Origin of the sequence: Variovorax sp. W2I14, assembly GCF_050435205.1 — a bacterium.
In the GTDB taxonomy this organism is placed as follows: domain Bacteria; phylum Pseudomonadota; class Gammaproteobacteria; order Burkholderiales; family Burkholderiaceae_C; genus Variovorax; species Variovorax paradoxus_C.
Map to the genome: position 1 here is coordinate 3,817,108 of NZ_JBNDJX010000001.1, position 12,772 is coordinate 3,829,879.

Genomic DNA, 12,772 nt, shown 5'->3' on the forward strand with positions numbered 1-12,772 from the left:
TCCCCAGCCACCCGATGCCGCTCCCATGGAACTGACCCCGCGCGAAAAAGACAAGCTGCTGATCTTCACCGCGGCGCTGCTCGCCGAACGCCGCAAGGCCCGTGGCCTGAAGCTCAACTACCCCGAAGCCATCGCCCTCATCTCCGCCGCCGTGATGGAGGGCGCCCGCGACGGCAAGAGCGTTGCCGAACTGATGAGCGACGGGCGCTCGGTGCTCACCCGCGCCGACGTCATGGACGGCATCGCCGAGATGATTCCGGACATCCAGGTCGAAGCCACCTTTCCCGACGGGACCAAGCTGGTCACCGTCCACCAGCCCATCGTCTGACCCGATCGCAAAAAAAGAACCGTCATGCGCCAAACCACTTCCAAGACCCTCGCCCTGCTCGCCCTCCTCCTGCCGCTCGCGGCCAGCGCCCACACCGGCGTCGACGGCGGCCTGCACCACGGCTTCACCACCGGCTTCCTGCACCCGCTGACCGGCGCCGACCACCTGGCCGCCATGGTCGCGGTCGGCTTCTGGAGCGCACTGGCCGCGCGCCGCGCCTGGCCCGACCTGCTGTGGGCGCCGCTGGCCTTCGCCGGCATGCTGCTCGTGGGTGCCTTGATGGGCCTCGCCGGCATTCAACTGCCGGCCGTCGAACCGATGATCGCGGCCTCGCTGCTGGTGCTGGGCCTGCTGGTGGTCACACGCGTGCACCTCCCGGCGGCTGTTGCGATGGCGGTGGTGGGCATGTTCGCTGTCTTCCACGGCGTGGCCCACGGCCATGAACTTGCGAGCGAACAAGGCGCCGCACTCACGCTGGCCGGCATGGTCAGCGCGACCGTGCTGCTGCACCTCGCAGGCATCGCGTTCGGCTGGGCCTTGCGCCACGCCAACGCCTGGCTGCCCCGCGTGGCCGGCGCCGCAGTTGTAGTGCTTGGCGCAACGCTCCTGGCACAAGCCGTCTGATCGCCATGATCCCCGGCGAACTCCTCACCGACGACGGCGACCACACGCTCAACCCCGGCCGCCGCACCCTCACGCTGGTGGTGCAGAACACCGCCGACCGGCCGATCCAGGTCGGCTCGCACTATCACTTCGCCGAGACCAACGGCGCCCTCGGCTTCGACCGCGAAGCCGCGCGCGGCATGCGGCTGAACATCGCCTCGGGCGCCGCGGTGCGCTTCGAGCCAGGGCAGCAGCGCACGGTCGAACTGGTCGATTACTCGGGCGATCGCATCGTCTACGGCTTTCGCGGCCTGGTTCAAGGAAAGCTCTAAAACATGGCCACCATCGGGCGACGCGCCTATGCAGAAATCTTCGGCCCCACCGTGGGCGACCGGGTCCGCCTGGCAGACACCGAACTGCTGATCGAAGTCGAGGCCGACTACACGCTGCGTGCCGGCGGCTACGGCGAAGAGGTGAAGTTCGGCGGCGGCAAGACGATCCGCGACGGCATGGCGCAATCGCAGCGCACCCGCGCGCAAGGCGCCGTCGATACCGTACTCACCAACGCGCTCATCCTCGACCACTGGGGCATCGTGAAAGCCGACATCGGCCTGAAGGACGGCCGCATCGCCGCCATCGGCAAGGCCGGCAACCCCGACGTGCAACCGGGCGTGGACATCGTCATCGGCCCGGGCACCGAAATCATCAGCTGCGAAGGCAACATCGTCACCGCGGGCGGCATCGACAGCCATATCCACTTCATCTGCCCGCAGCAGATCGAGGAGGCGCTGTCTTCCGGCGTGACGACGATGCTCGGCGGCGGCACCGGTCCCGCCACCGGCACCTTCGCGACCACCGCCACCCCCGGCCCCTGGCACATCGAGCGCATGCTGCAGGCGGCCGACGCGTTCCCGATGAACCTCGGCTTTCTCGGCAAGGGCAATGCGAGCCTGCCGGATGCGCTGCACGAGCAGATCGACGCGGGTGTCATCGGCCTGAAGCTGCACGAAGACTGGGGCACCACGCCCGCGGCCATCAGCAATTGCCTCGACGTGGCCGACGCCACCGACACGCAGGTGGCGATCCACAGCGACACGCTCAACGAATCGGGCTTCGTCGAGAACACCATCGCGGCCGTGGGCGGCCGCGCGATCTGCGCCTTTCACACCGAAGGCGCGGGCGGCGGCCATGCGCCGGACATCCTGCGCGTGGTGGGCGAGGCGAACTTCCTGCCATCGTCCACCAACCCCACGATGCCCTACACCGTGAACACACTCGACGAGCACGTCGACATGCTCATGGTGTGCCACCACCTGGACGCCGGCATCGCCGAAGACCTGGCCTTCGCCGAGTCGCGCATCCGCAAGGAAACCATCGCCGCCGAGGACGTGCTGCACGACCTGGGCGCGATCAGCATGTTCAGCTCCGACAGCCAGGCCATGGGCCGCGTCGGCGAGGTGATCATCCGCACCTGGCAGACCGCGCACAAGATGAAGGTGCAGCGCGGCACGCTTCCCGAAGACAGCGAACGCAACGACAACTTCCGCGCAAAGCGCTACGTCGCCAAGTACACGATCAACCCGGCGATTGCGCACGGCATCGCGCACGAAGTCGGCTCGCTGGAAGTCGGCAAGTGGGCCGACATCGTGATCTGGAAGCCCGCCTTCTTTGGCGTGAAGCCCTTCACCATCCTGAAGGGCGGCACGATTGCGATGGCCGCGATGGGCGACCCGAGCGCATCGATCCCGACGCCGCAGCCGGTGCACTTCCGCCCGATGTTCGGCGCGTACGGCGGTTCGCTTGCGAAGAGTTCGCTCACCTTCGTCTCGCAAGCCGGGCTGGCCTCGGGCATCAAGGAACGCTACGGTTTGGCCAAGCACCTCTGCGCGGTGAAGAACATCCGCAACGTGCGCAAAAGCGACCTGATCCACAACGGCTACACGCCGAAGATGGAAATCGATGCGCAGACCTACGCGGTGCGCGCCGACGGGCATCTGCTGACCTGCGAGCCGGCGAAGCTGCTGCCGATGGCGCAGCGGTATTTCCTGTTCTGACGCCGGGGCATTCGCCCGCTTGACAGGCTGCGTATCCTCGAAGGTATTCATCCAGCCAACGGGCGCCTCCGGGCGCTCCCTTTTCGCACCATGCTCACCGCCAACAAACTCATGCCGCAGGGCCGGGGCCTCGCGCCCGTGCTGCTCAAGCGCGCCGCCACCATCGAGCTCGACTGGGACGTCCGCCAGAAAAGCCGCTTCGACGCCACCGACTCGCAGGGCCGGCAAATCGGCATCTTTCTGCCACGCGGCACCGCGGTGCGCGGCGGCGACGTGCTGGTGGCCGAAGACGGCTCGCTGATCCGCGTCATCGCGGCACCGCAGCCCGTGCTTCGCATCACCCATTGCACGGCCCACGGCACGCCCTTCGACCTGACGCGCGCGGCCTATCACCTGGGCAATCGGCATGTGCCGATCGAACTCAAGCCCGACCACCTCAAGATCGAACCCGACCACGTGCTGGCCGACATGCTGCGCTCGATGCACCTGATCGTCGTCGCGGCGGAAGAAGCCTTCGAGCCCGAGGGCGGCGCCTATGGCTCGCACGCGCATTCGCATGGCGGCGGTCATGACCATGCCCACGATCACGGCCATTCGCACGGCAGCAGCAAAGGCCCGAAGCCACTCGTGCTCGCGCCGGAATTGCTCGACGACCATGCCGACCATCCGCACGGTCACGACCACGGCCACCACGGCCACTCCCACTGACATGCCCGAGCCGGCCAGCGCCCACAGCCTCCTGCAACTCATCTGGCTGGCCTCCCCCGCCCTGCCCGTGGGCGGTTTCTCGTACTCCGAGGGCGTCGAGGCAGCGGTCGAATGGGCCGGCATCGATTCAGAGGCCAAGGCCACCGAATGGCTCGCCGACCAGTTGCACCTGAGCTTCGCGCGCGGCGACCTCGCACTGGTCGCGCAGGCCATCCCCGCCTGGCAGGCGAACGACGCGCCCCGCATCCGCCAACTCAACGCGTGGGTCATGACCACCCGCGAATCGGCCGAGTTCTTTCTGCAGACCGAACAGATGGGCCGCTCCTTCGTCGAGTGGCTCAAGCTGCATCACGCCGACACGGCCGAGGTCTTCAAAGACCTGCCCGCGAGCTACCCCGTGGCCTTCGCCTTCGCGCTCAGCCGCAGCGGCGCCACGGTGCACGACGGGTGCCTGGCCTTCGCCTTCGGCTGGGCCGAGAACATGGTGGCCGCCGCCGTCAAGGCCGTGCCGCTCGGCCAGAGCGCGGGCCAGCGCATCCTCGCGCGGCTGGCAAACGAAATCCCCGCGGCCGTCGACCGTGCGATGCAACTGGGCGACGACGAACGCCAGGCCTTCGCGCCCCTCCTGGCCGTGCTGTCGGCCCGCCATGAAACACAATATTCCCGCCTCTTTCGAAGCTGACCGAACCGGACAACGCCCATGACCTCCGCCCTGCACCACATCCCCCACCGCACCAAGAGACTGCCCCCGCTGCGCGTGGGCATCGGCGGCCCCGTCGGCTCGGGCAAGACCACGCTGCTCGAAATGCTCTGCAAGGCGATGCGCGACAAGTACGACCTCGTCGCGATCACCAACGACATCTACACCAAGGAAGACCAGCGCCTCCTCACCGTGGCCGGCGCACTGCCCGCCGAACGCATCATGGGCGTGGAAACCGGCGGCTGCCCGCACACCGCGATCCGCGAAGACGCATCGATCAACCTCGAAGCCATCGATCGCATGCTCGAGGACTTTCCGGATGCCGACGTGGTGTTCGTCGAATCCGGCGGCGACAACCTCGCGGCCACCTTCAGCCCCGAGCTGTCGGACCTCACGATCTACGTGATCGACGTGGCGGCCGGCGAGAAGATTCCGCGCAAGGGCGGTCCCGGCATCACCAAGAGCGATCTTTTCGTGATCAACAAGATCGACCTTGCACCCTACGTCGGCGCAAGCCTGGAAGTGATGGAGCAGGACACGCAACGCATGCGCCGCCAGCGGCCCTATGTGATGACGAACCTCAAGACCCACACCGGCGTGGCCGAGGTGGTGGCTTTCATCGAGCAGCGCGGCATGCTCACCGAAGGCTGACAGGCTCTTTCAGCGCTCAGAGTTCGCTGCCGTCCCGCAACTGCCGCGCCTTGTAGACGAGCCGCACGCTCGCACGGCGCGGGTCGCTGACTTGCTGCACATAGACATCGGCATCGCCGCTCGTCCACGCGGCATAAGCGCTGCCCGGATCGCGCGACGCGAGTTCGTTGCCGAACACGCCGCGACCCCATTGCACGAGCTGTCCGAATGCCGATGCGCCGCTGTCCGGCGCGGACTGCGCCGTGGCCACGTATTCGACGCGCCGCAATTCCGATGCCGCAAAGAAGAAGGTCGGTTCGAACATCAACCCCGCCATCTCCACGGGCGCTGCGCGCCAGCTTCCGAGCAGGCCACCAGTCAGCCGCTGTGGGCGGTGCACACGCTCGGCGGCAGGCAGTGCAGCCTGCAATTCATCGGCCGTCATGCCGAGCCGCACGCCCGGCGGCAAGGCTTGCGCATGCAGCGCACCGGCAGCAAGAAAAACCGCGCTCGCGGCGAGCACACGAAGAATGGAAGAAGAGGCTGAAATTCGCACGTTCGGCATCGGAAGGAAAAGCGGCGGCACCGTGGGACCGCGAGTATGACGCGGAGTTCCACGGCGCGGCAGCGCACGCCCTTCAAGCCCCGGCGATGAACTCGTGCAACGGCAGCCGGAGCGTCAGGCCCAGCGCGCCATCGGCATGCGGCGCCGAATAGATGCGCCCGCCATGGCGGCTCGCAATGCGCTCGCAGACACGCGCACTGGCTTGCGAAGCGGCGTCGAGCGCATCGAAGAACCGCGCGAGCGGCGGACGCACATCGTCTGCATCGAGATCGCGCCAATGGATGACGGCATGCCCTCGCTCCACGCGCGCGGAAACCTGCAGCGTCGCACCGGCACGCATCACGCTCGCCGCATGCGCCGCGACCTTGGACAGCAGTTCGCACAGTTCCGCCTTGATGGCGAAGACGTGCACGGCCTCAGGCGGAAGCTTGATGTCGACGCGAATGCCCGTCATGTGCGGCGCCACACCGAGCAGCGGCCGCAGGTCCTGCACGCTGCTGGCCAGCAGCTTCTGCCTCGCATCGTCGCGCGCCTGCTGCGCCATGGTGCGGGCCGATGCGCCCGCCCGCATGTTCACGACGAAGAGAGAACCCATCATCGCGACCACGCCGGCAAGGCCCAGCGCAATGGCCACCGCAATGAAGAACCCAAGACTGCCGGAATACATGTGTGTGCGGCCTTTCCTCAACGCGGCCCGGGCGTACGGAATTCCAGCGCCCCCGAAACACCGCGCTCGCAGCTGCCCGACAGTGCATCCGCACGCGGCCCCGGCAGCGCAGGCCGCGCACCTTCGGGCTGGCCTTCGCACAGATCCCATCGCGCCATCGGCGACCCGTGATGCTCTAAGGACATCGGGAAAGGCGGCGGTCCGCCGCGAAACATCGGTGAGGGACGGGGTGGCATGGGCGGCGGCAGCATGATGCAGCCCGACAGGCCGGCGGCTGCAAGCACGCCCGCGAAGTGAGGGATTCGTCGCGTCATTTGTTGAATCGATTCAAAGCATTGGCCGCCCGTCCGCATGCGACGGGGCGAGTGCCCCGTCGCACCGGCCGGGCTCGTCGTCAGAAAGCGTGGCGGATGCCGAAGTCGTAGCCCGTAGACGAACGTGGCAGGCCCGTGTAGCCCACGCCCGTGCTGCCGTAGCCCGTGGTGGCCGCGGCCGTCAGGCTGCCGGTGTAGGCCGCGTCGTTGCGGTTGTTCACGCGTGCAACGGTGGCGTACAGCGCGGTGCGCTTGGAGAGGTTGTGCACATAGCCGATCGCGAACTTGTTGACGCGCGGGTCTTCGCCGGTGATGCCGACGGCGCCTTCGTTGTAGCGCACCGTGGAGTACGACGCGCGGATCAAGCCAGCGCCCACCGGCATGCTCGCGCCGACCAGGTAGCCGTTGTAGCTGTCGTGGCTGTTGCCGACGGCGAGGTCGAACTTGTTCTTCACGTTCGAGAGTTCGCCGAAGAGCTTGACCGGCCCGAAGTCGTACGACGCGCCGAGGTTGATCGTCTGCACCTTGCGCGTGAGCGAGGCGGTGTCGATCGCGACGTTCTGGCCCACCGCCAACGCGACGTCGAGCGGCCCGTTCGCGTAGCCGAAACGGCCACCGACGTAGCGGCCCGCGCTGCTGCTGATCTCGGCGGTCGTGTCCGTGGCGCTGGTCTTTGTGTTCTCGTTCAGGCTGTACTGGACCTGGCCATAGAAGCCACCGAGGTTCGGCGGCAGGAAGTAGCCGACCATGTTGCTCGCGCGCACATAGTTCGAGTTGGCAAGGCCCGCGCTGCTGCTCACCGAATAGATCGCGCTGGAGCCCGAACCGTTGGTGCCGAACGGATCGAACACCGTGTCGTTCCAGAAGGTGGCCGTGTAATCGCGGCCCAGCCGCAGCTCGCCGAAGCCACCGGAGAGGCTGACGGTGGAGCGGCGGTTGAAGCTCGCGATGCCGGTGGCGCCGTCGTCGTTGCTGATCGGCGATTCGAGCCAGAAGCTGGCGGCCAGGCCACCACCCAGGTCTTCGGTGCCGCGAAAGCCGATGCGGCTGGAGTTGTAGCCGGAGTTGGCAAGACTCCATTGGCTCTGCTTGCTGCTCGCACCCGTGACCGGGTCGCGCGACGTGGCGCTCTGGTAGCTCACGCCGGCATCGATGACGCCGAACAAGGTAACGGTCGATTGGGCAGAGGCCAGGCCGGTGACGGCCAGCGCGGCGAGTGCCGTGAGGGATTTCTTCATTCAGGTTTCTCCGGGTTTTCAGCTGCTCTACATCGAGCGGCTGAACGGATGGTCTCGTCCAAATTTGGAGGAATCTGGTGGACGCCGCATGCTTTGCATGCGGTGTTGTTTTGAGCGCACTCGCCGCGACGCAAGCGGCAGACAGCATCAACGCCACGACAGGCGCGCGGTCTGCGCTGCGGCGCTGCGAACCCCTCTGTGCCGCCGAGGAGCGCAGCGTTTCGCGGATCAGGGCTCGCAGCTGTCTGAGCGCAGCGAGTTCTGCGAGCCCCCGCGAAACGCGAGCACCGCAGGGAAGCCGCGAAGCGGCCGGCACAGCGGGGTTCGCAGCGCCGCAGCGCAGACCGTGCGCCTCTCCAAAACAAGCACGTACTAAAAGTCTCCCAAAAGCCAAGCAATGCTCGGCCTTCCGAAGGAGTCCGAAATGACCATTGTTTTGCAAAGCACCGTCGCCGCATCGCTAGGCATTCAGCAGTTGGCGAATGCATTCACACCCGCCTTCTCCCACCTGCGCATTCTTCGCAACCTCATCATCCCGATGCCTTCGGGATGCGCGGTTCCCACGGCGCGCATCGACGCCGTCATCGTGTGCGAGACCGGCGTGTACCTGTTCGAGATCAAGGCGTGGCGCAACGCCTTCGTCTACCGAAAGAAGTCCGACGAAGCCCCGCCGCGCTGGTTCCTTCGACTCAACGGATGCACAAGAGCACGCGAAGTGAAAGACCCCGCATGGCAAGGCGGCCGCAAGACGACGCAACTGCGCAGCCTGCTGCCCGACGACCTGCGCCTGCAGTACTTCGTGCTCCTGCCCTGCGAAGGCGTGGAGCTCGAGGGCGTCATGCCCGCCGCCGTCATCACGCAGCAAGACCTGCCCTACATCGCACGCCTCGTGCGCAACAACGGACGCACAGCACGCACCTATCCGCTGCTCGATGCCCATGCCGTCGAACGCACCGTGCAGCGCCTGCTCGACATCCAGGGCGACCTGTCGATGGAGACGCATCTGCAGAACTGCCGCGAAAGAAGCGAGCAGCAACCGCCCATGCGGTGGCCCGTCATGCGTGCCATGGGATTGCAGTAATAGCCTTTACAGGCTTTACCAAAGGCCCTGGAGAGCGTCCCATATTTCTCCGACATTGGCGAAGACCATGCGGCGATGCATCTCCCCAAGTCCGTCGCGGCCATCGCTGCACTGCTCGTTTCGATGGCCGCCCCTCCCGCATGGGCCGCCGACCCGTTCACCGTTCGCGACATCCGGCTCGAAGGCCTTCAGCGTGTCGAACCCGGCACCGTTTTCACCACCCTCGGCATCAAGGCCGGCGACAACTACAGCGACGAGCGCGGCAGCGCAGCCATTCGCGCGCTGTTCGAGCTGGGCCTGTTCAAGGACGTGCGCATCGATACCGATGGCAACGTGCTCGTCGTCATCGTGGAAGAGCGACCCACCGTCGCCGATGTCGATTTCGTCGGCACCAAGGAATTCGAGAAGTCCGCACTTCAGAGGGCATTGCGCGAAATCGGCCTCGCCGAAGGCCGCCCCTTCGACAAGGCCCTCGCCGACCGCGCCGAGCAGGAGCTCAAGCGCCAGTACGTGAGCCGCAGCCTCTACAACGCCGAGGTCGTGACCACCGTCACGCCGCTGGAGCGCAACCGCGTCAACCTCACCTTCACCGTCGTCGAAGGCGACTCGGCACGCATCAAGAGCGTGCGCGTCGTCGGCAACAAGGCCTTCGGCGAAAGCACGCTGCTCGACCTGTTCGACCAGGACAGCGGCGGCTGGCTCGCCTGGTACACCAAGTCGAACCAGTACGCGCGCAGCAAGCTCGCCGCCGACCAGGAAACGCTGCGCTCCTACTACCTCACGCGCGGGTATCTGGAGTTCCGCATCGACTCCACACAGGTCGCCATCTCGCCGGACCGGCGGTCGCTGGACCTCACGCTCAACATCACCGAGGGCGAGAAGTTCGCAGTCGCCGGCGTGCGGCTCGAAGGCAACTACTTCGGCCGCGAAGACGAGTTCAAGACCCTCGTGACGGTGCGCCCCGGCGCGCCCTACAACGGCGAGGACGTGGCCGCCACCACCAAGGCCTTCACCGACTACTTCGGCACCTTCGGCTACGCGTTTGCGCGCGTGAAGGCCGAGCCCGAGATCGACCGGGCCAACAACCGCGTGACGATGGTGCTGAAGGCCGAACCCGCGCGCCGCGTGTACGTGCGGCGCCTGAACATCGGCGGCAACGCCCGCACGCGTGACGAGGTGATCCGTCGCGAGTTCCGCCAGTTCGAAGGCGCCTGGTACGACGGCAACAAGATCAAGCTCTCGCGCGACCGCGTCGACCGCCTCGGCTACTTCACCGAGGTGAACGTGGAGACCACCGAGGTGCCGGGCAGCAACGACCAGATCGACCTCACGGTGAACGTGGCCGAGAAACCCACCGGCTCGCTGCAGCTGGGCGCGGGTTATTCCTCGACCGACAAGGTCTCGCTCACCTTCGGCATCACGCAGGAGAACGTGTTCGGCTCGGGCAACTACCTCGGGCTACAGGTCAATACCAGTTCGTACAACCGCACGATCTCGCTCACCGCGACCGATCCGTACTTCACGAAGGACGGCATCTCGCGCACGCTCAACGTCTTTCACACCACCACGCGGCCCTACTACGAGGCCGACGGCAACTACAAGCTCGCGAGCGACGGCGGCTCGGTGCGCTTCGGGCTGCCGGTGGGCGAGCTGGACACGGTGTTCCTCGGCATCGGCGTGGAGCGCTATTCGTTCACGCCCGGCACCAACGGTTCGTACACGCTGGTCGATGGCTCCTACGTCTACACCGGCACGCCGCAGGCTTATCTCGACTACTTCAAGTGCACGGGCACCGCGCCGAGCGTGATGTGCACCGGCAGCAACGTGCTGGGCATTCCCGCGACGGTGGGCTGGTCGCGCGACGACCGCGACAGCGCGCTGGTGCCGACCACCGGGCGCCTGCAGCGCGCGAACCTCGAAGTGGGCGTGGGCAGCGCACTGCGCTACCTGAAGACCGACTACCAGTACCAGCAGTACTTCGCGCTCTCCAAGCAATACACGCTGGCCATCAACGGCCAACTCGGCTATGCAAAGGCGCTGGGCGGCAGCACCTTCCCGATCTTCAAGAACTTCTATGCGGGCGGGCTCGGCTCGATCCGCGGCTTCGAGCAGAACTCGCTCGGGCCGGTCGATGCGGTCACGGGCGGTTCGCTCGGCGGCACGCGCAAGGCGATCTTCAACATGGAGTTCAGCACGCCCTTCCCCGGCGCGGGCAACGACCGGTCGCTCAGGCTCTACACCTTCTTCGATGCGGGCAACGTGTTCGCCGACCGCACGGCCAGCATGACCGATGCGCAGTGGAAAGCGCAGAACCGCATCCGCGCCTCGGCGGGCCTGGGCATCAGCTGGATCTCGCCGCTGGGCCCGCTGCGGCTCGCGTATGCGGTGCCGCTGGCCTACCAGAAGGCGGACACCGCCAACGGCATCGCGGCGGACCGCACGCAGCGCTTCCAGTTCCAGATCGGCACCTCCTTCTGAAGAAAGAAAGGACAACGCCATGAGCCGCATCCTGATGGTCGAAGACGGGCGCGACAGCGCCTTTGCGCTGCTGGACCACCTCTGCAACGCGGGCCACGAGGTCGAGCACATCGGCGACGGCGCGGCGGCGCTGGACCGCATCCTGAGCTCGCCGCCCGCGCTCACGCTGCTCGACGTGGTGCTGCCTCGGATCGACGGCCTCGAGGTGCTGCAGAAGGTGCGCTCGCACAGCGATCATCCGATCATCATGCTCACGGCGCGCACGCGCGAGGTCGACCGCCTGCGCGGGCTCGACCTGGGCGCCGACGACTATGTCTGCAAGCCGTTCTCGCCGCGCGAAGTGGTGGCGCGCGTGCACACGGTGCTGCGCCGGCATGCGCAGCGCGATGGTGCTTGCGGGGCGCCGTCGAAGTCGGTGTCTTTCCGGGACGCGCACGGCGGCGCGCACCTGGAGGGGCACGCGCTCGATCTCACGCGCCGCGAGTTCCTGCTGCTGCGCACGCTGTCGCGCGATCCGGGTCGGGTGTTCACGCGCTCCAAGCTGCTGGAGGCGGCGTTTCCGGAAGCGCTCGATGTGAACGAGCGCGCGGTCGACGGGCACATCAAGAACCTGCGCAAGAAGCTCACGGCCGCGGCGCCTTCGCACGGCTGGATTCGCTCGATCTATGGCGTGGGCTTCAGCTTCGCGGAGCGGCCGGCCTGAGCACGGCACACGGCGTCGCGTTGCGTGGCCGGGCCCGTGCGCATGATCGGCGCCAGGGTCGAGAGGCTTGCGCTGCGTCCCTCGGCTGGATGGCGCTCGCCGCATCCCCCACGCGCGGCGATGCAGGCGCCCAGCGCCAGGCCGCCGAAGGCCAGCAGGCCCATGAGGCGCTGCATCGGCGGCAACCCGCCGGTCGATGGTGTCGCCACGGGATGCACCCAGGCGGTTTCGCTGTGAGATGGCATCGCGGTCTGCAACGCTCAGTCTTCGGTGAATTGCGCGACGCCGCTCATGCGCTTTCCTTCTCGGCTTCGACGCCCGGCTCCCTGGCCCGGGTGGCGCGCGCCTCCGCCCAGACGACCAGCAGCGTCCACACATGGGTGACCACCCAGAAGACCGCCGTGAGCCACAACAGGACCAAGCCCATGCCGTCCTCGGACCAGGCATCGGCCCACGACCAGGCGGGGCGCGTCGGCGCGCAGTGCGCCGGACTGGCCCAGGCCAGCACGGCGGCCACGAAGGCGGAGAGGAACTTTTTCGGTGAGCTAAAGGTGGCCGGGTTCATGGGCCCGCATCGTGCGTTTCGAATCGGGAGAAATGTGGGAGGGCCGCCCACCGGATTCCATCCGGATTCCTCCCAGATTTCTCCCCATTTGGCCGTCATGATCCGCCGCTTGCCTATGACGCCCGCCTGCCCGAAACG

15 protein-coding genes are annotated in these 12,772 nt (G+C 66.9%); 10 read left to right on the forward strand and 5 right to left on the reverse strand.

The genetic code is table 11. The features are described 5' to 3' along the window. Positions 1–25 precede the first annotated feature (25 nt). The 7 genes from QF040_RS17905 (at position 26) to ureG (ending at position 5,044) form a co-directional block, all read left to right on the forward strand. The gene (locus QF040_RS17905) at positions 26–328 is read left to right on the forward strand and encodes an urease subunit gamma (RefSeq protein ID WP_013543224.1); all 303 of its coding nucleotides are present in this window, start codon (positions 26–28) and stop codon (positions 326–328) included. Between the two features lie 24 nt (positions 329–352). Next, on the forward strand, positions 353–952 hold the full coding sequence (locus QF040_RS17910) for a HupE/UreJ family protein (protein ID WP_429612176.1): 600 nt from the start codon (positions 353–355) through the stop codon (positions 950–952). Positions 953–957: 5 nt separating this feature from the next. Then, positions 958–1,263 carry an urease subunit beta gene (locus QF040_RS17915; RefSeq protein ID WP_307648519.1) on the forward strand — a complete coding sequence of 102 codons (306 nt, stop codon included), beginning with the start codon at positions 958–960 and terminating at the stop codon, positions 1,261–1,263. Between the two features lie 3 nt (positions 1,264–1,266). Continuing rightward, the gene (gene ureC, locus QF040_RS17920) at positions 1,267–2,985 is read left to right on the forward strand and encodes an urease subunit alpha (protein ID WP_429612177.1); all 1,719 of its coding nucleotides are present in this window, start codon (positions 1,267–1,269) and stop codon (positions 2,983–2,985) included. A 90-nt stretch (positions 2,986–3,075) separates the two neighbouring features. Further along, positions 3,076–3,693 carry an urease accessory protein UreE gene (gene ureE, locus QF040_RS17925; RefSeq protein ID WP_429612178.1) on the forward strand — a complete coding sequence of 206 codons (618 nt, stop codon included), beginning with the start codon at positions 3,076–3,078 and terminating at the stop codon, positions 3,691–3,693. 1 nt (position 3,694) lies between these two features. Then, complete coding sequence (locus QF040_RS17930; protein WP_429614668.1) at positions 3,695–4,375, forward strand: urease accessory protein UreF; 681 nt, start codon at positions 3,695–3,697, stop codon at positions 4,373–4,375. 18 nt (positions 4,376–4,393) lie between these two features. Beyond that, the gene (gene ureG, locus QF040_RS17935) at positions 4,394–5,044 is read left to right on the forward strand and encodes an urease accessory protein UreG (RefSeq protein WP_013543232.1); all 651 of its coding nucleotides are present in this window, start codon (positions 4,394–4,396) and stop codon (positions 5,042–5,044) included. Positions 5,045–5,060: 16 nt separating this feature from the next. Here ureG and QF040_RS17940 read toward each other — a convergent pair whose 3' ends face one another. From QF040_RS17940 to QF040_RS17950, 3 genes are all read right to left on the reverse strand, one after another. After that, positions 5,061–5,588, reverse strand: a complete 528-nt coding sequence (locus QF040_RS17940; RefSeq protein WP_429612179.1) for a hypothetical protein — start codon at positions 5,586–5,588, stop codon at positions 5,061–5,063. 73 nt (positions 5,589–5,661) lie between these two features. Continuing rightward, the gene (locus QF040_RS17945; RefSeq protein WP_429612180.1) at positions 5,662–6,255 is read right to left on the reverse strand and encodes an ATP-binding protein; all 594 of its coding nucleotides are present in this window, start codon (positions 6,253–6,255) and stop codon (positions 5,662–5,664) included. Between the two features lie 394 nt (positions 6,256–6,649). Continuing rightward, a complete protein-coding gene (locus tag QF040_RS17950) occupies positions 6,650–7,807 on the reverse strand; it encodes a porin (RefSeq protein ID WP_429612181.1) in 1,158 nt (385 codons plus the stop codon). A gap of 424 nt (positions 7,808–8,231) precedes the next feature. Here QF040_RS17950 and QF040_RS17955 point away from each other — a divergent pair, with 424 nt between their 5' ends. The 3 genes from QF040_RS17955 (at position 8,232) to QF040_RS17965 (ending at position 12,069) form a co-directional block, all read left to right on the forward strand. Then, a complete protein-coding gene (locus QF040_RS17955) occupies positions 8,232–8,888 on the forward strand; it encodes a nuclease-related domain-containing protein (protein WP_429612182.1) in 657 nt (218 codons plus the stop codon). Positions 8,889–8,963: 75 nt separating this feature from the next. Next, entirely contained in the window at positions 8,964–11,366 is a 2,403-nt protein-coding gene (gene bamA, locus QF040_RS17960) for an outer membrane protein assembly factor BamA (protein ID WP_429612183.1), read from the forward strand. 19 nt (positions 11,367–11,385) lie between these two features. Further along, complete coding sequence (locus QF040_RS17965) at positions 11,386–12,069, forward strand: response regulator (protein WP_429612184.1); 684 nt, start codon at positions 11,386–11,388, stop codon at positions 12,067–12,069. Here QF040_RS17965 and QF040_RS17970 read toward each other — a convergent pair. Then, positions 12,030–12,314 carry a hypothetical protein gene (locus tag QF040_RS17970; protein WP_429612185.1) on the reverse strand — a complete coding sequence of 95 codons (285 nt, stop codon included), beginning with the start codon at positions 12,312–12,314 and terminating at the stop codon, positions 12,030–12,032. The genes QF040_RS17965 and QF040_RS17970 overlap by 40 nt on opposite strands. A gap of 44 nt (positions 12,315–12,358) precedes the next feature. Next, entirely contained in the window at positions 12,359–12,634 is a 276-nt protein-coding gene (locus QF040_RS17975) for a hypothetical protein (RefSeq protein ID WP_429612186.1), read from the reverse strand. Between the last annotated feature and the right edge of the window lie 138 nt (positions 12,635–12,772).